This is a genomic window from Phycisphaerae bacterium (assembly GCA_024102815.1).
In the GTDB taxonomy this organism is placed as follows: domain Bacteria; phylum Planctomycetota; class Phycisphaerae; order UBA1845; family UBA1845; genus JAGFJJ01.
This window is the reverse complement of sequence record JAGFJJ010000048.1, coordinates 1-23,853: the sequence shown is the minus strand read 5'-3', so window position 1 is coordinate 23,853 and position 23,853 is coordinate 1. Positions and strand designations below refer to the sequence as shown.

At 63.9% G+C, this 23,853-nt stretch carries 10 protein-coding genes; all 10 read left to right on the top strand.

Annotation, left to right across the window (positions count from 1 at the left end):
• Positions 1–86: 86 nt before the first annotated feature.
• Positions 87–857, top strand: a complete 771-nt coding sequence (locus J5J06_11150) for a glucose 1-dehydrogenase (protein MCO6437636.1) — start codon at positions 87–89, stop codon at positions 855–857.
• A gap of 290 nt (positions 858–1,147) precedes the next feature.
• Positions 1,148–1,858, top strand: a complete 711-nt coding sequence (locus tag J5J06_11145) for a hypothetical protein (GenBank protein MCO6437635.1) — start codon at positions 1,148–1,150, stop codon at positions 1,856–1,858.
• A gap of 35 nt (positions 1,859–1,893) precedes the next feature.
• On the top strand, positions 1,894–3,096 hold the full coding sequence (locus J5J06_11140) for a hypothetical protein (protein ID MCO6437634.1): 1,203 nt from the start codon (positions 1,894–1,896) through the stop codon (positions 3,094–3,096).
• A gap of 98 nt (positions 3,097–3,194) precedes the next feature.
• Positions 3,195–5,450, top strand: a complete 2,256-nt coding sequence (locus tag J5J06_11135) for a hypothetical protein (GenBank protein MCO6437633.1) — start codon at positions 3,195–3,197, stop codon at positions 5,448–5,450.
• Positions 5,451–5,647: 197 nt separating this feature from the next.
• Positions 5,648–13,969, top strand: a complete 8,322-nt coding sequence (locus J5J06_11130; GenBank protein ID MCO6437632.1) for an acyltransferase domain-containing protein — start codon at positions 5,648–5,650, stop codon at positions 13,967–13,969.
• Complete coding sequence (locus tag J5J06_11125) at positions 13,912–19,485, top strand: polyketide synthase dehydratase domain-containing protein (GenBank protein ID MCO6437631.1); 5,574 nt, start codon at positions 13,912–13,914, stop codon at positions 19,483–19,485. Before J5J06_11130 ends, J5J06_11125 begins: the two co-directional genes overlap by 58 nt.
• Complete coding sequence (locus J5J06_11120) at positions 19,466–19,771, top strand: hypothetical protein (GenBank protein MCO6437630.1); 306 nt, start codon at positions 19,466–19,468, stop codon at positions 19,769–19,771. The genes J5J06_11125 and J5J06_11120 overlap by 20 nt, the downstream gene beginning before the upstream one ends.
• The gene (locus J5J06_11115) at positions 19,768–21,399 is read left to right on the top strand and encodes an alkaline phosphatase family protein (GenBank protein ID MCO6437629.1); all 1,632 of its coding nucleotides are present in this window, start codon (positions 19,768–19,770) and stop codon (positions 21,397–21,399) included. Before J5J06_11120 ends, J5J06_11115 begins: the two co-directional genes overlap by 4 nt.
• A 9-nt stretch (positions 21,400–21,408) precedes the next feature.
• Positions 21,409–22,266 (top strand): alpha/beta hydrolase, encoded by an 858-nt coding sequence (locus J5J06_11110; protein ID MCO6437628.1) that lies wholly within the window; start codon positions 21,409–21,411, stop codon positions 22,264–22,266.
• Positions 22,267–22,326: 60 nt separating this feature from the next.
• Positions 22,327–23,853, top strand: a 1,527-nt coding sequence (locus tag J5J06_11105; GenBank protein ID MCO6437627.1) for a hypothetical protein, incomplete at its 3' end; no start/stop codon positions are given.

Genomic DNA, 23,853 nt, shown 5'->3' with positions numbered 1-23,853 from the left:
TGAGCGATCACGATGCAGCATGACGAGACGGCCGGCGCCCAGTACGATGCGCCGGCCGTTTCTTCTTGCGCGGAGCAGGACGCAGCATGTCGACACAACGCTTTGCAGACAAGGTCGCGGTGATTACCGGTGCCGCCTCCGGCATCGGCCGGTGCGTGGCGCAAATGCTGTTTGATGAAGGCGCGGCCGTGGTCCTCGCCGACGTGGATGAGCGCGCCGGTGAGCCATTCGCCGCCGAACTCGCCGCGCACGACGCGGCGCGGGCCATGTTTGTGAGGACCGATGTCTCGCGCGACGACGAGGTCAAGCGGCTGATCGACACGGCCGCCAAGCGGTTTGGGCGGCTGGACCTGGCGTTCAACAACGCCGGGGTGCTGGGCTCGCCCATGGCCCGGACGGCGGAGTGCTCCCTGGACAATTGGGAGCGTGTGGTTGGTGTCAATCTGCGCGGCGTGTGGCTGTGTTTGAAGTACGAACTGCGGCGCATGCGGAAGCAGGAATCGGGCGTGATCGTCAACTGCGGTTCCGCCGCGGCACGAACCGGATCGTTCTCGTCTCTGCCGTACGTGGTGAGCAAGCAGGGCGTGGAAGCGATGACACGATTCGCGGCCGTGGAGTATGCCGGGAGAGGTGTTCGCATCAACGCGATCTGTCCGGGGTACGTGAAGACGGCGATGTTTGAAGGGATCGTGGGCAGCGGCGGAGAGGTGGAAGCCCGTTTGCTTGCCGAGCAACCCGCAGGGCGGTTCGGGACGCCCGAGGAAATGGCTCGCGCGGTGATCTGGTTGTTTTCGGACGACGCGTCGTACGTCACGGGGGAGACGCTGGTTATCGACGGCGGACGTTCACTGGTGTGAGTCCCGATAGCCGCATGTGGAAAGCCTCCGTCCTGGTCTAAGGATCCCCCGGGGTGACAAATCTGTGACACTGTTATGGGAGCCACTCGGCGCTTCGCTACATTGGCGCCGGAATTCCGATCGCACGCCCGCCTCTTCCGATAAGTCACACTGATCTTAACCCGTTGCCTGCGGGCGATTTGGCGGGTATCGTTACACATCGTCGAGTCGATTTTCCGGCACCGCCAAGTCCGCCGCGATCGGCTCATGGGGGGTATTTCCAACCGGACGTTGAGAAGGGAGCCTCGAGCTTGCGCGCTTGGGCAAGGATGGTTTGCGCCGCGGTAGCCACCGCGGCGTTGGGCGGCTGCACACCGGTACCCGTAGTGCCGCCGGACGGCAACGTCGAGTTCCGCGATGAGTTCGGCTCGTCGCAGCTTTCGGCGGGCTGGACGTTTGACGGCCGGGATGCCGCCATGGTGTCACTGGCGACACGCCCCGGCTTTGTCCGAATCGGCGTTCAAGCCCCCGACACTTCTACAGAAGAGGTGGAATTCACTGCCCTGCTGCGCTCCACCAGCGGTGACTTCATTATCGAAACGAGAATGGAATTCGAGCCCGAGGCCGACCGGCAGTTGGCCGGGCTGCTGGTCCGAGGCGACGACGGGAGAACGGTGAGTTTCGGTATCATCTCCGCTTCGTTTCCGCAGGGGATATTCCGGGGGCTGTCCGCCGTCAGCGAGCGCGCCGGCGGGCAGGATCCGCTCACGTCGTTTCGTGCCTTGGACGGCAACTCGGTGTACCTGCGCCTGGAACGCAGCGGCGGGCAGGTCTCCTTTCTGTACGGGACGGACGGGGTGACCTTCTTCAACATGGCCAACCACGATGTGGGCCTCAGTGATGCCGTCGATGTCGGCATCGGCAATCTCGTGCGGGACAACTGCGAAGCAAGCTGCGACGCGGGTTCCTTGGCGGACTTTGATTTCTTCGAGATCAGCCGCCCGGGTGACGGTACGTCGTAAGGGCGAGGGGGAAGCGATCGGCAATGAGAAGGGCAATGAATACTTACGCTTGTGCCTTGGCAGGTCAAACGGGACGCCTTCGGATCGCCGTCGTGGCCTGGCTCGCGCTGGCCGCGATTTCAGCCACATCGGCGTCCGCCGTGGACGTGGTCTTCCGCGATGACTTCGATGCGCAATCGCCGCTCGCGGGTTGGTCGTTCGTTCGTGAACGATCCGGCGACTGGAGCCTGACCAGCGAGCCGGGATATTTCGAACTGACCACCCGGCGAGGAACGTTCGGTGAAGATAGCGCCGTGAGCAACCTGTTGGTCCGGCCGTGGGAGGGCGACGTGCGCCTGGAGACGCGCCTGATCTTCGACCCCCAGGACGCGCAGCAGTTTGCCGGGCTGATCATCTACCAGGACGACACGCATGCCGTGGCCCTCGGTCTGACCTACGCGGCCGGAGATCGCGGCGTCTTCCGCGGCGTGGCCATGCTTGCCGTGGGGGACGACATCGATCCTGCCGCCCAGCCGCCGGTGGCATTCTACGACGAGGAAAACGCGGCGAACCCCAACCAGATTTACCTTCGACTGCTCCGCGTGGGCGACCAGTTTGTGGGGGCCTACAGTCCGGACGGCGTGACCTTCTCCGACATCGGGACGATCACCAACCGCCTTTCGGCGGATGTGCTCGTCGGGATCGGCGGAGCCAATGGAGACTACCCCGAATGCGGCAGCGCCTGTGACGACCCGCAGAAGGCGGCATTCGATTACTTCGAATTGGCGACGCTCGACAGCGGCCCGCCGGTCGATCCGCCGGTAGAGGTCGCACTCGATGAGGTCCGGATCACCGGGCCGACGGAGATTACGGGCGGCGCGTCAGGCAGCTTCGTCGCAACGGCGTACTACAGCGATGGCACGTCGGAGGACGTCACGGAAGCGGCGGACTGGTCGCTGTCGCCGGCGGGCTCTGCCACGGTAACGGGTGGAACACTATCCACGCTGGCCGTGGATACGGATCGCAACGTAACGGTCGTGGCGTCGTACAGCCAGTTGACCAGCGCCGGAGAAATCCGCCGCATTGCCGGACGGGTGGTGCTCATTCGCGCGCCGGAGGATTCGGGTTCGCCGGCCGGTCGAGGGCTCTGCGGCACGGGGGCACTTGCCATGTTGCCCGCTATCGTGGGGGGGATGTTCCTTTTGGGTCTGCGTCGTCAGCGTGGAGTGGGGAAACGCGGACGCATTCAGGTCGTGTAAAGCGATAGTTAATAATTGACCTTTCGTGCGATTGCTTCATAATCGCGGGTCGATGCCCAAGGCTGTGAGATGCGGGCTTGGGAGGGGGAAAGCGGCTGATGGACAGTTCAGATCATTATAGAAAAAAAAATCTGTCAATTCGGGGCACGATCCGATGCCTTGCCGCGCTCGCTGTGGTGACGGCGGCCGGCGGAAGCGCCCGAGCCCAGACGCTGGCGGTGGACCCGGCAGCGTCAACCGTTATCCGGTTCTCCGGGGTAGAGGGTGGTCCTTTCAGTGCTGTGGGGGCGGATGAATGGACGCTGAGCCTCGGCGCCCCGGGACCGGGCGGCGAAACGCAGATTGATTTCACAGCTGCGGATAATCAGACGTGGCTGGAGGTTGCGCCTGGCTCGGGGACAATCGGCGGAGCGGAACCGCTTTCAGCGCAAGTGGTTGCGTCGATCGTCGAGGCACAGGCCGAGGGGCTTTCTGCCGGGACCTACAGCGCGACTGTTTCGTTTACGAACACAACAACGGGTCTTGGCGATACAGATCGGCCGGTGGAGTTGCAGATTTCTCCGGCAAGTTTCTCCGTCGCGCCCTCTTACGTCAACATTATTGCAGCGCTGAATGATGCGTCCACGATTCCACCGTTCATTGTCTCGCTTTCGAACAATAGCGGGCGGGACTTGTCATACAAGCTGACGGCGCCGAGTCGTTCGTGGTATTCGCTGAGCAAGACGACGGGAACGGTTCCCGCTTCGGGGTCCTCGACGTTTTCCATTCTGGTCAACGCCGCCGGGCTGATTCCCGGCAAGTACACCGTGGATATCGACGTAGAAAACACCACGAACGGTGCGGGGTCGACGACGGTACCGCTGACGGTTCTCGTTCGCGCGGCCGGGGCGGGCGCCGTCACGCTGACTCCGGACGCCGATGTCGTCGCGGAGGGTCCTGAGAAGCACCTTTCGCTGCCGGCGCCGCAGCAGAGCCGGCTAGCCAACGGCAGCGATCGTTTCGTGTTGTGGAGCGCGGCAGCGGACGCGTCGTGGGTTTCGGTTTCGCCGCTGGGTGGAGAACTGGCCCCTCGTGGCGAGGCGTCGGGGTTGGATCAGCAGACGGTGGAGATTCGTATGAACGCCGCGGTGAACACGCTGCCGGCGGGCAGTCACGTCGCCACCGTGACGTTCAATAACCTGAGCACGGGTGTGTCGATCGCGACGCGGGTGCTGCGCGTGGTGGTTCATCCGACGCTTCGAATCGAGGACGCGGCGGACGTGGGGGCGGTGATCTCCGTGGCGCCGGATGCGAAGCAGAAACTGGGTTCGGGTGAGCTGGTGTTCGAACTTGGGCAACTGGTGACGCTCACGGCCGACGTGCAGGACGGGTACGCGTTCGAGACCTGGTGGCTGGATGAGGACGATGGCAAGGTTGACAACGTGGACGACAACCCGGCCGTGGTGGTCATGAACAGGTCGCGGGTCGTATCGGCGTCGATCGACCCGATCGGGCGAACCCTGACGCTTTCGAGCAGCGGGCTTGGCACGGGTACGCTGACGGCATCGCCGACGGGCACCTTCGCCGAGAACGAGTTGATTTCACGGTACGACAACGAGACGAACGTCGTGCTCACGGCGACGCCGGATGCGGGGTCGCTTTTTGTCGGTTGGGCAGGGAACGTCCCGCCGGGGTCGTCGTCGGTCAATCCGTTGACCGTAGTCATGGATCGCGATCGCGTGATCACGGCGCGATTTGAGCCCGAGGTATCGCTTGTCGTGGATGTGGCGGGCGAAGGGGCGGTGGCGGTCGATCCGAACGAGTCGAGCTACGCCTTCGGGGCCGAGGTGACGCTCGTGGCCACTCCGGACGAGGGCTGGGTCTTTTCGAGTTGGTCGGGAGACGTGGATTCGACGGCGCAAACGCTGCGGATCACGCTGGAAGGTCCGACCGTCGTCGAGGCGCTCTTTGTGCCTGATGACGGCGGCTCGGGCAACGATTCGGTCGAATTGACGGTCGAGATCGACGGTGACGGCGTTGTGGCACCCACGGGCGGGACCTACGCGAAGGGTGATGTCGTAACGCTCGTAGCGACTCCGGATGTAGGCTGGCTGTTCACGCGCTGGGAAGGCGCGGCCGATGGCACGCAACCGGCGGTCGAAATCGTAATGGACGAGAACCGAACCGTCCGTGCGGTGTTTGAAGAGGACACCACGGCGGATCGGCCTGCTACACCGACAGTGCCTTCGCCCTGCGGCGTGGCGGGCATGATGGGTCTTTCGTTTTGCCTGGCGGGACTGGTCGGCATGCGACGATCGGGCGTCGCGAAAGGAACTCGGCGGGGTTCGCGAGGGATCGGCGAGCCGATTGAATAGGGGAGCACGCCGAGAGGGGAGTCGGATCGGTCGGCAGGATCGATAGGGTTCTGCTGCGGGCTTTGCTCCGGATCGAAGCCGGTGCGGGCTGATGTCCGAATCGCGTCTCGAAACTCCATGATCTCGAAGTTTTGCAGGGAGGCGAGTCCCCGAGGGGAGGGGGAGAGTCGGTGTTGCGCGCGGGGAGGGAGACAATCGTGCGGAGGGAACTGGACATCATTGCGCTGAGTCCACCGGGGTTTGATGAGCCCTGGGTGGGGTCGGCTGCGCATCGCGCGGGGTGCTGCGGCGGACTCTCGCTCGAGTATGCCGGCGGGGACAAGGTTCTCGCGGTGCTGGCGAATCTGCCGGACGTGGGCCGTGGCTGGACGGTGGCCCTTCCGCGACCGGTCGCGTCGTGGCTGGACAAGGTTCGACCTTTCGCGCGCCGACTGAACCGGATTCTGCTTTGCGGAGTCGATGACGCGACGTTGTCGGATGAAATATCGGCGATCAAGACGTCGGGTATCGACGTTCTCGTCGAGGTGACGTCAGTTGCTTCGGCGGTTGCCGCGCAACAAGCCGGGGCTGACGGCATCGTGGTCAAGGGGAACGAGGCCGGGGGTCTGATCGGCGAAGAGACGAGTTTCATTCTTCTCCAGCGCGTTACCGGGCGCGTTCACCTTCCCATATGGGTGCGCGGGGGTGTCGGATTGCACTCCGCCGCGGCGTGTCTCGCGGGCGGGGCGAGCGGCGTCGTGCTCGATTGGCAGCTCGCGCTTTGCGAAGAAATGCGGCTTCCGGCGGAGGTCGAAGCCAAGATTCGGCGCATGGACGGTAGCGAGACGGCCGTGCTCGGACAGGATTGCGCGGCGCGCTACCGCGTATTCGCTCAGCACGGAGACGCGGCCCATGCGGCGATGCGAGAGTACGAGGCGGAACACTCACTCGACGCTACGGCGAGCGCGGATGTGCTGCACGCCTGGCGGAATGAAATCGAAAAGCGAGCGCAGGAGCCCGAGCTGTCCAAGCGTCTGCTGATGGTGGGGCAGGACGCGGCGTTTGCGCCCTATCTTGCGGAGCGGTTCGGCACCGTGGCCGAGGTCTGCCGGGCGATCCGACGGGAGGCAACGCGGCAGTGCGCGTTGTCAGCGGATGAGCATCCCATTCGCGAGCAGGGCCCACTCGCGGCGTCGCACGGCACGCGCTATCCGATCGTACAGGGGCCGATGACGCGGGTGAGTGACACGGCCGATTTCGCCCTGGCGGTGGCCGAGGGCGGAGGCCTGCCGTTTCTGGCGCTGGCGTTGCTTCGTGGTCCACAGGTGGCGCGACTTCTCGAAGAGACAAAGCACAAGCTAGGTGATCGTCCCTGGGGCGTCGGCATCCTGGGTTTCGTGCCCAAGGAGCTGCGGGAGGAGCAGCTTGCGGAGATCCGCAAACATCCTCCGCCGTTCGCGATTATCGCAGGGGGGCGGCCGGATCAGGCGGCACACCTGGAAAAAGAGGGCATTCAAACGTACCTGCACGTTCCCTCGCCGGGGCTGCTGAAGATGTTCCTGGAGAGCGGGGCGCGGCGGGTGATCTTCGAGGGCCGGGAGTGCGGCGGTCACGTCGGTCCGCGATCGAGCTTCGTGCTGTGGGATTCGATGGTACGGGCGATCGGCGATCACCTTGCGGGATCGCGCGGCCCGGCGTCGGATTACCACGTGCTGTTTGCCGGCGGAGTTCATGACTCGAAGTCGGCAGCCATGGTGGCCGCGCTGGCGGCGCCGCTCGTCGAGCGCGGGGTACGCATCGGCGTGCTCGTGGGTACGGCCTATTTGTTTACAAAAGAGGCGGTGACGAGCGGGGCGATCGTTTCCGGGTTCCAGGAAGAGGCACTGCGTTGCGCCCAGACGGTTCTGCTGGAGACGGGGGTCGGTCACGCAACGCGCTGCGCGGATACGCCGTTTGCGATTGCGTTTCGAGAAGAGAAGCTGCGCCTGCAAAGGGAAGGGAAGTCGGCGGAGGAGATTCGCGATGCATTGGAGCAGCTCAATCTCGGGCGGCTACGGATCGCGTCCAAGGCGATCATGCGGGCGACGGAGGAGAACGGCGACGGGCCGCAATATGCCAACGTCGAGAACGAAGCACAGCATCGCGAAGGCATGTACATGATCGGGCAGGTTGCGGCGCTGCGTGAGCGGATCGAGACCATCGCCGACCTGCACGCGGAGATCGTGCGCCAGCCGGAGGAAGTGAAAGCGACTGTCCCGGCCGCGCCGGCGCGCCGCGTGGACGGGCCCTGCGACGTGGCCATTGTGGGCATGTCGTGTACCTTGCCCGGCGCGGGTGACGTGAAGCGATATTGGGAGAACATCCTCGACGGTGTGAACGCCATTCGGGAGATTCCCGAAGACCTCTGGGACGCGGACCTGTACTTCGATCGCGATCGGCGGGCGCGGGACAAGGTCTATTCGCGGTGGGGCGGTTTCATCGATCCGGTGGCGTTTGATCCGACTCGTTATGGCATGCCGCCGAGCGCGGTGCCGTCGGTCGAGCCGGTGCAGCTTCTGGTGCTGGAATCGGTTCGGCAGGCGCTGGAGGACGCGGGGCTCATGCAGCGGCCTTTCCCGCGCGAGCGGACTTGCGTCATCTACGGCGCGGGCGGCGGCGTGGGCAACGTGGGGTTGGGGTATGGATTCCGTTCCATGCTGCCGCATTATCTCGCGCAACTGAACGGGGCCGGTCCGGATGCCAAGCAACTGATTGAGCAACTCGGTGAACACCTGCCGGAGTGGACGGAAGATTCGTTTGCGGGCCTGCTTCTCAACGTGATCTCGGGGCGCGTGGCGAATCGGTTTGATCTGGGCGGGACGAACTGCACGGTGGATGCGGCTTGCGCGTCGTCGCTGGCGGCGGTGCGGCTGGCGGTGTGCGAGCTGATCAGCGGCGCGGCCGATGTCGCCATTGCCGGCGGCGCGGACACGATGCAGAGTCCGTTTGCGTACCTTTGTTTCAGCAAGACGCAGGCGCTCTCTCCGACGGGACAAGCGCGAACCTTTGACGCCGAGGGCGACGGGATCGTGATCGCCGAGGGCATCGCCACGATTATTCTCAAGCGGCTGGAGGATGCGCGTCGCGACGGGGACCGGGTCTACGCGGTGATCAAGGGCGTGGGCTCGTCGAGTGACGGCAAGGACAAGGGCCTTACGGCACCGCGACCCGAAGGGCAGATGCGGGCGCTTTGGCGGGCGTATGGGCAAGCAGGATTCGGACCGGAGAGCGTGGAGCTCATCGAAGCCCATGGAACCGGCACGATCGTCGGCGACAAGAGCGAGCTGGAATCGGTTACGCGTGTTCTGCTCGAAGCGGGGGCGGAACTGGGAACGTGCGCGATCGGCTCGGTGAAGAGCATGATCGGACACACGAAGTGCACGGCGGGCGTGGCGGGATTGATCAAGGCGGCGCTGGCGGTGCACCACGGCGTGCTGCCGCCGACGGGAGGCGTGACGAAGCCCAATCCCAAGGCGAACCTGGAGCGGAGTCCGTTGTACGTGAATACGGAGACGCGGCCTTGGGTTCGTCGCGCGGGCGGCGAGGCTCGACGGGCGGGGGTGAGTGCTTTCGGATTCGGCGGGACGAATTTCCACGCGGTGATGGAGGAGGTGTGCGAAGCGGGCCACGCGGTCGGGCGGATAACGTTCCCGGCGGAGCTGCTGGTCTTCCGGGGGCGCGCTCGGGATGACATTGTCGCGGCACTCGATCGGGTCGCGGCGGCGCTGGAGGCGGGGTCGAGCCCGTCGATGGCGGAACTGGCGGCGGCGGTGTGGCGCGACTTCGGCAGGGCGGCCGGGGGCTGCTGCCTGGCGATCGTGGCGGGGAGCCTGAAGGAGCTGCGCGAGAAGACCGCGATCGCCCGGAAAGCGGCGGAGGCGAATACGGGAGTGTATCGCGATCCGCGAGGTGTGTTCTACACGTCGAAGGCGAACACACCTATAGGGCGCATTGCGTTCGTGTTCCCGGGTCAGGGATCGCAACGGGTGAACATGCTGCGCGATCTGGCGGTGGCGCTGCCGCGTGTTCGCGAAGTTTTTGAAGAAGCCGATCGTATGCTGGCGGATGTGCTCGGCGGACCGTTGAGTCGGTACGTCAATCCCAAGCCGGCGTTCTGCGACGAGGAGCGGGCGGCCAATGAGGATCGCCTGACGCATACGCGAATCGCCCAGCCGGCGCTGGGTGCGACATCCATGGCGTTGCTTCGGCTGCTGGGTGACCTGGGCATTTCCACTGAGCTGTCTTGCGGGCACAGCTACGGAGAGTTTACCGCATTGTGCGCGGCCGGGGCCATTTCGTTTGAGGATCTCATGCAGCTTTCGGAGCTTCGCGGGCGTCTCATGGCGGAGGCGGCATCGGCGAGTTCGGGAGCGATGGCGGCGCTGGAAGCCGACGAGTCGACGGCGAAGTCTCTGCTGGAGGGGGTGGCCGATGTCTATCTGGCAAACCTCAATTCGCCCAGCCAGACGGTGATCTCCGGTGCGCCGGGCGGCGTTGAGGAATTGATGCGCCGTTGTCAGCAGCGCGGGATCAATACGAAGGCCATTCGGGTTTCGTGCGCGTTCCATTCGCCGCATGTGGCGGGGGCGGCGGGCCCCTTTGCGGCCGCGCTCGATCGCGTGAACTGGTCGTCACCGCGTTATGCGGTGTTCTCGAACACGACCGGCGGGCACCACGAGACCGACCCGCGGCGCATCCGTGAGGTCTTGGCCGATCACCTGGTTCGCCCGGTGCGGTTCGTGGAGGAAGTGCGGGCCATGTACGACGCAGGCGCCCGCGTGTTCATCGAGGTTGGACCGGGGCGCGTGCTGAGCAACCTGATCGAGAAGACGCTTGCGGGACGGGACATTGCCACGATTCCGCTCGATCAGGCCAATCGCGGCGGACTCGTGCAGATCATGTATTCGCTGGCCGAACTGGCCGTTTGCGGCGTTCGATTCGATCTGACGCCGCTGTTGGAGGGTCGCGTTGAGCGGCGGATGGGGCTCGACAAGCTGCTCGAGGAGAGCAGGCCGAAGCCGCCGTCGCCCACCACATGGATGGTTCGTGGTGATCGCGCGGAGCCGGTCGGCGGCGCGAAGAGAAAGAATGCGGTCAAGGGAAGGGCACGGATCTCGGAGAGAGAGGAGCGAGAAGCAGTGTCATTGTCGAAAGGGAATTCATCGGGACAGGCGGGCGGACATGGTCCGCCCGGGTCGGAGTCCATCGGCACGAGCGGGCGCCAGCAGGCCAGCCCATCCGCACAAGCTGGAAGCGCCCAGCGCAACGGCGTTCCCGTCGATTGGGCAAGGCCGCGGGAAGCGCTTCCGGCCCGATCCTCACACGAGCATAGGGCAGTGTCAGCGGGCGGCGTGGATGCGGTCATGGCCGCGCACAACCAGTTCATGAGCCGATTCATCGAGGCCCACCGCAACATCATGTTGGCGTATCTACAAGGCGGGGCGGCAGGCGAAAGCGCCCGACCTGCGCCGTATGCGCTGCCCGAATCGATCGATCCTGAGCCGTCCGTTTCGCAGCCGCAGCGGGAGCCGCGCGGCTCCACTCCCTCCGATGCGCCCATTGCCGTCCCGATGCATCACGAAACCGAGCTGCCGATGGTTCGGAAGGCGCACGTCGAAGAATCGCCGGCGGCGATCGAGAAACCCTCCGGGAACGGTGAAATCGTCAAGTCGGACGGGGGCTTTTCCCGGGAGCGTCTGATCGCGCAACTCACGGAAGTCGTGGCCGATCGTACGGGATATCCGCCGGACATGCTTACGCTGGATCTTGATCTGGAGGCGGACCTGGGTATCGACTCGATCAAGCGAATCGAGATCCTGGGCACGCTGCAGAATTCATCGGTGCTACCGGGCGAGTCTTCGGGCGGTGACATGGAGTCGCTGGCGCGGCTGAGTACGTTGCGGGCTATCGTCGATTTTGTCGAGCAACACGCCGGCGGAAACGGGAGTGTCCAATCGGCGGCACCTGCTATCGCCGAGGGAGGAGCATCTACCCGCCCTTTTGATGACGCCGCGACCGGTCGAGCAGGTCCGCCACGCATGCTGGTGAAAATGGTCGAAGCCGACGGTGGGAACACCGCGGTGGATCCCAGCGCCGGAAGCGTGGTCATCCTCGGATCGGATCGCGGCACAGGTGAAGAGGTGAGGTCACGGCTCGTCGCTGCGGGGCGAGAGGCCGAGTATCTGACTCTTGATGATGTCGACGAGAAAGCCGCGGTGGAGCGGATCGAGGCGATTCGCCGACGCTTGGGTCGGGTAGGAACGCTGGTGATTCTGGCGGGCGATATCGGAAGTCGGAAGTCGGGAACGGCAGCCGACGCGGCATTCACGATTGAAGAGCCTCTGACGACCGTATTTTTGATCGTCAAGACGTTGGAGGGTGATCTGCGTGATGGCGGGACGATCCTGGCGGCCACACGCATGGGCGGGACGTTGGGTTTCCAGGGTGTGGAGGGCGACCGTTCGACCGCTCTGACGGGAGCCGCAATTGGTGGACTGGTAAAGTCGCTGGCCCGCGAGTGGGGCGGCACGCGCTGCCGGGTCGTTGACTTCAAGCCGGATGCATCGGCACAGGTCATCGCTGACGCGCTGATTCGGGAATGGCAGACGGACGACGACCGGTTGGAAGTCGGATATGACGGTCAGCGGCGTCTTGCCCCTCAAATCGTCACTGCTCCGCTGCATGGGGAAACCGAAACCCTTACGCTTGATGCCGAAAGTGTTGTCCTGGTTACGGGCGGAGCGCGGGGCATTACGGCTGCGTGCGCGCGGGAACTCGCGAGGCGATTCCCCTGCCGCTACGTGCTCGTGGGACGAACTCCGCTGCCGAGCGAGGGGGAATCCGCTGCGACGGCGGACCGGACGGACATGAAGGCGCTGAAAGCGGCGATTCGCGATGAAATTTCGAGCCGAGGAGAAAAGGCCACGCCGGCGGCGGTGGAGTCGGTCTATCGGAGATTGCTGGCGGAGCGCGAGATGCGCGAGACCGTCGCGGACCTGCGCGGGTCGGGGGCCAATGTGGAATACGCGGCGATGAATGCGGGGGACGCTGATGCGTTCGGCGGGCTGATCGATCGCCTTTATGCGGAACATGGCCGTATCGACGGTGTCATTCACGGCGCCGGCGTGATCGAAGACAAGCTTATTGGTGACAAGACGGCGGCATCATTCCGGCGTGTCGTGCGGACGAAGATTGCTCCCGCAATGGTGCTGGCTGAGAAGCTGCGCGGGGAGTCGCTGCGGTTCCTGGCAATGTTTTCGTCGGTGTCAGCGCGCTACGGCAATCGTGGACAGGGTGACTACGCCGCAGCCAACGAGGTGCTCAACAAACTCGCTCAGTATTTGCATCGCAGGTGGCCGGGACGTGTTGTGTCGTTCAACTGGGGGCCCTGGGAATCGAGCGGTGGGATGGTTTCGGCGGCGCTGGCGAAGCAATTCGCCGAGGCGGGCGTACACGTGATCGATCGCGCCGCCGGGCGCAAGGCATTCGTGAACGAACTGCTGCACGGGTCGAAGGACGACGTAGAGGTTGTGTACGGCGGGCCGTTGCGGACGGCGATCGACGTGGTTGCCCAGTCAACAACAAATGTCGAAGCGCTGACCAGGGTCGTTCGCGGCCCGCTGCTTCAGACGGGCGACGCGAGACTGACCGGGACCGGTGACGCGATGCGCGTGGTGCGCCGGCTCGATCCTGCCGTTGACCGCTACCTGCTGGATCATCAGCTTGATGGCAAGCCCGTGATGCCCATGGCCATGGGATTGGAGCTTTTTGCCGAATTGGCGGCGGCGCTTCACCCGGAGCTGGAGGTAGCATCGATCCTTGATCTACGTGTCTTGCGGGGCATTTCGCTCGATCGGGAACCGGTGGAGCTCGAGGTCGAGGCGAGAACGACGCCTGTCGATGGTGGCGCCGATGTCGAACTGACGATGCGCTGCGCGGGCGATCGGGGGGATCGCTACCACGGACGCGTGGAGATGCGGGCGAAACCCGCATACGCCGGTCGGGACAGACTGCTTCTTGCCGAGGCGAGGCCGTTGGCACTATCCGTCGGAGAAGCGTACGACGAGTGGCTTTTCCACGGTCCGATGTTTGCGGGGATCAAGAGCGTCGAGGGCGTGGGTGCGGAGGGAATCATCGCCACGCTGGCGGCTTCGAATCCGAAGGAGGGGCTCGCGGGGAAAACGGATGGGCATTGGCTGATTGACCCCGTCGTGATTGACAGTGGGTTGCAGGCCATCATTCTCTGGGCGCGGACCAACCTGGACATGACGCCGCTGCCCGCGCGGCTGGGCCGATACTCCCGATGTGGCGGACCGATGCAGGGCATGCTGCATTGCGAAGCGAGGATCGCTTCGACCCCTGGCAATCCGAACATTCTCGTGGATATTCAGTTCGTGGACGGGGCAGGACATCTCGTGGGGCGCATCGAGCATCTCGAGGCGACATGCAGCCGGGCGCTGAATCGACTGGCGGCAGGGAAGGCGGTTGCGGGGAGGTCATGATCGTCCGCGGTGAGTCATATTCGAACCGTGATGGATCGATCGGCAACGTGGCGATCGTGGGCATGGCCTGCACGTTTCCGAAAGCCCGTAACGTTCGAGCCTTCTGGAACAATATCGTCCAGGGTGTTGATGCCATTGCCGAGGTGAATCCGCAGCGCTGGGACCCGGCCGTGTTCTATGATCCCACGCCCGGTGTCCAGGACAAGGTCTACTGCAAGCGTGGCGGATACCTGGAGAACAGCTTCGCGTTCAATCCGCTGCGTTTCGGGACGATGCCGCGGGCGGTGGAAGGCGCGGAGCCGGATCAGTTCCTGGTGCTGCGGTGCGCGCACGAGGCGCTGGAGGACGCCGGTTGCGGGGATCGCGTGCTGGATGGCGAGCGTGCGGCGTTCGTATTGGGACGGGGAAACTACCTCGGCGTGGGTCTGACGGGGCTGCTCCAGCGGGGGATGATGGCCGAGCAGACCGTGCAGATCTTGCGGCGTCTGCATCCGGAGCTTTCCGAGGGGGAACTGGAGAGATTGCGGGAAGCAATGCGAAATCACGTGCCGTCCTTCGGCGCGGAGCAAGCGCCGGGACTGATCCCGAATATCAGCAGCGGGCGCGTGGCCAATCGTTTCGGGCTGATGGGTCCGAACTTCACCGTGGACGCGGCCTGTGCATCGTCGCTGATCGCGACGGACATCGCCGTCAGCGGTCTCAGTGGAGGCCGGCACGATCTGGTGTTGATCGGCGGCGTCCACGTCTTCTCCGATGTTCCGTTCCTGCAAGTTTTCTCGGCGATGGGGGCGCTGTCGCGAGGCTCGGTGATTCGGCCTTTTGACCACGACTGCGACGGAACAATGGCCGGCGAAGGCGTGGGCGTGCTGGTGCTCAAGAGACTGGCAGATGCGGAGCGAGACGGGAACCGCATCTACGCGGTCATCAAAGGTGTGGGAACAAGCAGCGACGGGCGGGCGAAGAGTGTGACGGCTCCGCGCGTGGAAGGCGAGGAGCTTGCCCTGCGGCGGGCATACGACGCGGCGGGCGTCGATCCGGCAACGGTCGGGCTGATCGAAGCCCACGGCACGGGTACGCCGGTTGGAGACGAAGCGGAAATCGCGGCGCTGCTCCGCGTGTTCGGTCCGCGAGGGGGGGCACCGCCGACGGTCGCGCTGGGCTCGGTCAAGAGCATGATCGGACACGCGATGCCCGCGGCGGGATCGGCCGGGCTGATCAAGACGGCGCTGGCTCTTTACCACAAGCTTCTGCCGCCGACGCTGAACTGCCATTACCCGGCGGAGGCGCTGTGCGGACCGGAAAGCCGGTTCTACGTTAACTCGGAAACGCGACCGTGGATCCACGGTAGAGATGCTCCACGTCGCGCGGGCGTGAACGCATTCGGTTTCGGGGGGGTGAATGCGCACGTCGTGTTGGAGGAGTACGCCGGCCGGATAAGGGGCAGATCGCAGGTCTCGCTGAATGACGGTGCCGACACGCCCCATCAAGATAGTCCAGAAACCGTGGCCACTCCGCTGCTTCACGAGCGTGAAAGTGAAGTGATCGTGCTGAGCGCCGTATCGCGCGAAATGCTGCTTGGCGAAATTGCGAAGCTGAGGGGATACGTTGCTGCGGCAAAAGGCGTTCGGTTGATCGACATCGCGCGGACGTTGAACGCGGGGACGACGGAAGACGGCGTGCGGCTGGCGATCGTGGCGCTGTCGCTGGACGATCTGGATGCCAAGCTTGCTCGCGCTGCCGACAAGCTTGCCAAGGCGGATTGCCACAAGATCAACGACGCCAAGGGCATTTACTACCTCAGTGAAAGCGAAGCTCGCGGCGGAAAGGTCGCTTTCCTGTTTCCCGGCGAGGGTGCACAGTACGTCAACATGCTGGCCGATCTGTGCGTCGAGTTTCCCGAAGTGCGCGAGCGTTTTGACGCCGCGGACCGCAGCGTGCGCAGTGACGATCGGTCTCCGCCGAGCGGCGATATTTTCCCTCCGCCGGCTTTTTCCGAGGCGGAGCGCGAGGCGGCCGAGCAGCGTCTTTGGAGCATCGAGCGCGCGGTGGAAGCCGTGCTCACGGCGGATGGCGCGATGCTCACCGTTCTTCGCGAACTCGGCGTGCGTGCGGACCTGATTGCCGGGCACAGTGGCGGGGAGTGGGTGGCGACGGTCGCGGCGGGATTGTTCGACGTGGACGATTTCATCGCCAGCATGCCGCGACTGGACCAGATGTATCGGGACCTTTCGACCGACCGATCGATTCCCACGATGGCCATGCTGGCGGTCGGGGCCGGGCGCGAGCAGGTCGAAAAGCTCGCGGCCGAAGTCCACCGCGAGATCCACATCGCCAATGATAACTGCCCGCACCAGGTGGTTATCGTCACGGGCGAGGAAGACGCGGCGCCGGTGATCGAGCATCTGCGCTCTCGCCGCGTGTTTGTGGAGCGGCTGCCTTACGATCGCGGCTACCATACGCCCGCGTTCACGTACATTTGCGGACCGTTGAAAGAATATTTCTCGTCACTGGGATTCAACCCCGCGCACACGCCGCTCTATTCCTGCGCCACGGCACGCCCCTACCCGGATGACGCCGGCGCCGTCGTGCAAATGCTCGCGAACACGTTTGCGACACCGCTGCTGTTCCGTCAGACGGTCGAGGCGATGTACGACGCGGGCGCCCGCGTGTTTGTCGAGGTGGGTCCGCGAGCGAATCTCAGCGGGTTTGTTGATGACATCTTGCGCGGCCGGCATCACGCGATGATTCCGACCAACCATCACCGCCGCAGCGGCGTTACCACACTGCACCACGCCGTGGCGCGACTGGCGGCGCTGCACGTACCGATGGATTTGGGCTACCTGTATCGCCATCGGGATGCGCGGGTGCTCTCGATGGACGCCGCGGCTGACAGCGTGATCGATCCTGACGCGGCGCCGGGCACGATCCAGATCACGCTGTGCTATCCGCACCTGAAGCTACCGGAGGGGTATCGGGTATCTTCGGCCGCGTTGGAATCGACCACGAGCGGATCGCCCGGCATTTCGGAAGCATCGCCTCGAAGCGACACGGAAGGACCTGTCCCTCTCGGGTCCGAAGGATCGGGATCGGGGCAAGCAGCCTTCAATAATCAGCGGTCGGGAGCGCACGTCAGCCAGAACGATTCGCAACCGCGCGATCGGGCGCCGCACGCGGGCTCGGCGGGAATGATCCATGCGCACATGGAGCTGATGGAGCAGACCCTGGCGGCGCATGAAGACATCATGCGAGCCTACCTGGGAGTTTCAAACGCCGATATGGCCGATTCGGGCGCCGAGCGTGGTGATCCCGTTCCCGTGTATGACACCCCCAGAGCAATGCCGCCGACGCCTGACGAAGAGGCCGAGCCCTCGTCTCCATCCGATGCGTACCCCGGCGTGACCGAACGTGATGATGCCACGTCGACTTCTGGAGCTGTCCGCGCGTCGAACCTCGCAGATGAGCATGACGCATCGGTCCGGAGTGCACCGGTGGCGACCGAACAGGCGGATCTGGCCGATGCGCTGATGAGTATTGTTGCCGACAAGACCGGCTATCCGCCGGAAATGCTCGGTGTCGACCTCGATCTCGAAGCTGACCTGGGGATCGACTCGATTAAACGGATCGAGATTCTGGGTTCGCTCCAAAGGCAGGCGGAAGAGCAGGGCGTCATCCTGGCCGCGGTGGATATGGAGGAGGTTGCCCGACTGCGGACGCTGCGCCAGGTTCTGGAGCACTTGCAGGCTGCGGCAAGTGATGTTGCTCCACAGGAGCATTCACGAGGCGTCGCGCAGTTGGAAAGCAACATATCGCTCGCCTTTGCCGGGCAGATTGTCGAGCACGACCCGGGCAATGCCATCGCGGTGGTCCGCGACATGGACCTTTCCGAAGATGTTTATCTGCTTGATCACCATTTCGACCCGGATACATCGGAATACGATCGCGATCGTGACACGCTCAATGTGGTGCCCATGACGGTCAGCGTGGCCATGATGGCGGAGGTGGCGGCGCTGCTGGTGCCGGGGCAGAGGGTCGTAGGGGTCCGCGGCGTGCAAGCGGGCAAGTGGGTGGATGTGGAGCCGAGCGGGCCCCGGGTCACGCTTCGCATTACAGGGCGCGTCGGCCCAAATGAGAACGAAGTCCGCACCGCAATCTACCGGGCGAATGCGTCAAAGGACGACGGGGACCAGGCGAGGTCCTCGTCCGTCGCCGAGGCAACGATCCTGCTGGCTCGGGACTATCCGCGTCCGGCTGCGCCGCAGGTCGAGCCGCTCGTTGCTGAGCGGACTCCTTCGCACACCGCGCGGCAGATGTACGACCTGCATCGCATGTTTCACGGGCCGCGCTTCCAGGGGGTGGTTGCCCTCGATGCGATTGGTGAGAACGGGCTTTCGGCGCAGCTTGAAGTGCTGCCGTTTGACAATCTGTTTGCGTCAAACCCGAATCCTCGATTCCACGTTGATCCCTTCCTGCTCGACGCAGCCGGTCAGCTCGTCGGCTATTGGCCGGTCGAGTTCCTCAGTGAAGGCTTTGTCCTGTTTCCCATCCGCCTGGAGGAACTCACGCTCCATCGGGAGAATCTTCATCCCGGGGAGCGGGCAACGTGCCATTTGCGTGTGCGTTCGGTCGCGCATCGTCAGTTCGTGGCCGACATGGACATCGTGGACGGCGACGGCCGTTTGTGGATGCGGATCAAGGGTTGGGAGGATTGGCGCTTCCATTGGCCTCGATCGTTCTACGACTTCTGGCGGTTTCCGCGCGAAGGTATTGCCAGTGATGCTGTTGCGCTGGACGTGCCGGGTTCCAGTCATCATGTGGAAGTCCGCCGCATGGCTGCGGAGGGAGAACTTCGCGCGGCACTGTGGGAAAAGCTCTGGGCGTATTTGATTTGCAGTCGACGGGAACTGGCCGAGTTTCTGTCGATGGCTGAGGGTCCGCGACGGACGGAGTGGATCGTGGGGCGATCGGCTGCCAAGGATGCGGTACGCTCATTGGTTCAGCGCGAAACGGGTCTGAAGCTATACCCGGCCGATGTGGAGATCGAGCACGATGCTGCCGGACGACCCGTGGCGAGCGGGCGCTGGCAGTCGATGGTCGGGAAGGCGCCGCAGGTTTCCATTGCTCACAAGGGCCGCCTGGCGATTGCCGCGGCCGCGGATGCGGAAGTGGGCGTCGACCTGGAAAGCGTGGCGTCGCGTGCGGATGGATTTCTCGAGGCAGCGTTCACTTCCGAGGAGCGCGTTCTTCTACAGGAATCCGGTCTATTGGATGACGAGTGGATTTCGCGGGCCTGGGCTGCCAAAGAGGCGGCGGGCAAGGCCTGGGGCGTGGGACTTTCCGGGGACCCGAAATCGCTGCGCGTTGCGGAGGTAGACCGCACTTCGGGTCTGTTTGTGATTGCCGCGCGCAAGAGCGCGGGCGAAGATCGTCGGGCTGCGGTTCAGACGACATGCGACGGCGGTTATGTCGTGGCATTGGCACTGGTGGAGCAAACGGAACATGCACGGACGAGCGCTTGATCGCGAATCGGTTCGGGGCGAGTTGATGGCCATTCTCGGGGAGCTCCGCGAGGACTGGGATTACGACGGGGATATCAACGAGCAAACGCGCCTGTTTACGGACCTGGAGTTCGAGTCCATTGACGCCGTGGCGCTCGGGACCCGGCTCGAGGAGCACTTCAACCAGTCGCTGCCCTTTGCGGAGCTGCTGACGCAGTTCAGCGAGCGCAAGGCCGACGACATCCGCATCGGCGAACTGCTCGATTTCCTGATGCTGCACCTGGACGGCGTTGGGGGACAGGCTTGAACGGATCGGTGATTATCTTCGGTCTCGACGGGGCGACCTACACGGTCCTCGACGATATGGTCGCTCGCGGGGTCATGCCCTTTTTCGGGCAATGGCAGACGCAAGGCGTGCGCGCCCTCTTGCGATCCACCACGCCGCCGCTAACGCCCCCTGCTTGGACCACGCTGGTCACGGGTCGGTCTCCGGGACATCACGGCATCACCAATTTCCTCCAGTTCGAATCGCCGAACTCGCGCTTCATCCGCGTCGTGTCCTCACGCAACGTGTGCTCCGAGACGATCTGGTCGATGGTCTCGCGGCAGGGTCTGCGCGCCGGCAGCCTCAACTTCGTGGCCCATAATCCTGCGCCGGAGTTCAACGGCTATTGCATTCCCGGCTGGATCACCTGGCGGTGGGTGAAATCCTCGAGCCGGCCGAAGGAGCTGATCGAGCGATTACAGCGCGATGTTCCGGGCTTCGACGTCCGCGAACTGGCCATGGACTTCAACGAAGAAAAGAAGGCCGTCGCCGGCGCGGCATTGGAGAACTACGAGCCGTGGATTGATCTGCACATCCGTCGCGACCGGCAGTGGTTCGAGCTGCTCAAACACCAGATGGAACACGATCCGTGTGCGCTGACCGGAATCGTCTTTGACGGCGTGGACAAACTTCAGCATCTGCTCTGGCACGTGCTCGATCCGGCGCTGCGGCCGACGTCGCCCGATGCAAAGTATGCACGTCTCCAACAACTCTGCGACGCCTATTTCCGCCAGATCGACGACTTCCTGGGTGAGACCGTGCGGCTTGCCGGAGATGATGCGACTGTGCTGGTCGTGTCCGACCACGGCTTCACCGGCAGCACGGAGATTCTGTACGTCAACTCCTGGCTCGAGCAGCAGGGCTGGCTGGCATGGTCGAGAGATGCCGACGTTGTCGGAGAAGATTCACACGTGCTCGGCGAGGGGCAGCAGTATCACGCGACATCGATCGACATGTCGCGAACGTTGGCCTACGCGGATTCGGCCAGCAGCAACGGAATCCATATTCCCGTGATTGGTCCACGGGGCTCGCACGGTGTGGCTCCGGAAGACTACGCGAAGTTTCGAGAGACATTGCGAAAGCGGCTGCTCAACGAGTGCCGCGACCCGAACACGGGGGAGCCGCTGGTGACGGCCGTCTGGACCCGGGAGGAGATTTTTGACGGTCCTTGCGGTGAACTCGCTCCCGACCTGACGCTCCAACTGCGCGATCACGGGTTTGTGTCCGTGCTGCGCGGCCGGGAGGTCCTGAAGCGCCGCGCCGTTCCCACGGGGACGCACCATCCCGACGGCGTTCTGCTGGCGGTCGGTCCGAAGATTCGCTGCGAGACGCCGGCTGCGATCCCGTCGGTTTCGTTACTGGATATTGCTCCGCTGGCGCTGCACGTTCTGGGTTTGGAGATTCCGCGGGATCTCGAAGGGCGCGCTCCGGTCGAGCTGATGGTCGATTCCGCCGTGCGGAGAAGGCCGCCGCGGATTGGGGCCGCGACGCAAGCACCGCCGCATCTGAAGAAGGAACCTCAGAATGTGCCGGCGGAGTCGCCGGACACAGCGGAGGAAGTCGACGAGCAGATTCTGCTGCGCCTCAAGGCGCTGGGCTACATGGAGTAAGCGTGGGCAATGGCCATCGAGCAGGTGAACGGGATCAAGATGCACTACATGGTCAAGGGCGATGGCCCCGATGTGGTGCTTATCCACGGGGTCACCTCGACCCTGGCGGTGTGGTTCGCCCGGGTTCTGCCGGCGCTCAGCGAGAACTACCGCGTGCTGGCCTACGACCTGCGCGGGCACGGCTACTCCCAGGCCACGCCGACCGGCTACACCTCGCACGATCTCGCCCATGATCTCAATGCCCTACTCGAACACGTGGGCGTGGGCAAGGCACGCATCATCGGCCACAGCTTTGGCGGATCGATCGCTCTTCAGTTGGCGGCGCACTTTCCCGAGCGCGTTGCGGGCGTCGTGCTCTCTGATACGGGTATTGCGTGCCTGCGACATCTGCGCACCCTCCAGGAGTGGCACGGCTGGGAGACCTGGAAAGGCGAACTGGCCGAGTTTGGCATCAATTATGAGTGGTTTCTCGAAGCCGACGGCGGGGACGTGGCCGAGGTATTTCGGCGGGGTGCGGAGATTCCCAATCCTTTCGCCCTGCGGCAGAATTCGGCGCTGGGCAAGTCGCGACTAAAGCGATTGATTGAAGAGACCTCGATCACGCGGGATTTTCGCCAGGTGGCGGGTTTGACGGAGGAGCGATTGGCGCACATTGCAGCGCCCGTTCTGGCGCTTTACGGGGGAACATCGCCCTTCAGCAAGCTGGGTCCGCATCTGGCGGGGCTGATGCCCCGTTGCCGCTGCGACATGCTCAGTGATACCGGGCATTATACGGTCGTGGATTCGGCGGAGGTCTTCCTTTCGGCGATCGCGGAGTTTCTGCGGGATCCAGACGGTTATGTGGGGAAGTCGAAGCAGGGGGTTTGAGCAATCCGGTGTGGGCATCGGTATGCGGCCGACTGCCCCGCTTGGTGAAGTGAGATAGCAATGTGCCATCGACACTGCATGTGGGGGACGGTCGTCGTCGGTCTGATGCTGCTCTTGGGTGTGGGCACATCGCCCTCCCGCGCGCAGGGACTGAAAGCGGAGGACTTTCGCCAGATCGGCGAGCAGGGTTTCGGCCTCCGAGGCAACAGCTACGCCTGGTCCATGGCCTATTTCAAGGATCGTCTCTATATCGGAACGAATCACAATTTCCTCTGCATTGTGCGATCAATCCGTGGCGTCACGGCCAACAACGCCGAGCAGGAAGTCCCAGTGGATTGCGATCCGAATCTGCTGGATACCGATCTCCGCGGACGAATCTACACTTACGATCCCGCCACCCAGGAAATTGAGCTGGTTTACATTTCGCCCACGAGCAAGGCGCTGAGTTCCGACGGCACATTCCGCGACGTGGCCGTGGACCTTGGATATCGCTCGATGCTCGTGCATCGCGAACCCGATGGCAGGGAGGCGCTTTATGTGGGGACCTATGTGACTACGGAAGTTCCCGGACCACCGCCGCGCATCCTGCGCTCCGTCGACGGGCGGCATTTCGAGGCACTTCCGGGCAAGATCTCGAACGACGCAACTCTCGTCTCCTACCGTTCGCTGACCAGCTACAAGGGGCGCCTGTACGTGCTGGGCATCGGCCGGGTCGGTGAGGAGACCACGCTGCTCGAGGCGGTCGATCCTGCGTCCGGCGAATTCATCAGGGTCAATCCACCAAACTTCGGCGACCCGGCGAACATATCTGCATTTGAACTGGAGGCGTTTAAAGGGTTCCTGTACATAGGAACGGCGACGGATGACCAGGGATTCCAGTTGCTCAAGACCCAAGCCGTAGGCCGCCCACCCTATGTATTTGAGAAAGTGCTGACCAAGGGGGCTTACCGCGGCTCGCGGAACCAGAACGTGGTCAGTCTCAAGGCTTTCGGAGACTACCTCTATGTGGGTACGGGCCTGAATTTCGTGGCGCTGGATTTCTTTCCGGGGGTCGATTCCGCCGCGGCGGAGCTGCTCCGCGTCGCGGGCGACGGGTCATGGCAAGTGGTCTGCGGAGAACCGCGCGAAACACCGGACGGGTACAAATTCCCCATCACCGGCAAGCTCGGTGGATGTGGAAACTCCCGGACGGGGTACATCTGGCGCATGGCTGTGCATGACAACCGCCTTTACATGGGTACGTTTGACATGTCCCTCTTCGCCCGTTTTGCCACCACGGAGGGACTCGAGTCCTCCATCGACCTGGACATTCGCCCGATCATCTCCTGGATCCTGGAGCGGATCCCGGCCGGCGAAATCGCCGACGTGGTCGCGGCGATCGATGGTGGCTTCGATCTCTGGGAAACGGAAGACGGCCGCGATTGGAAGCTGATCACACGCAACGGGCTGGAAGACGAATACGCTTACGGCATTCGTTCGTTAGCATCGACGCCCTACGGACTTTTTGTCGGGACGGCGAATCCCTATTTCGGCTTCAGGCTCTTTCTCGGGCAGCAGCCCGGCGCCGACCTCGACGGTGATTCGTGG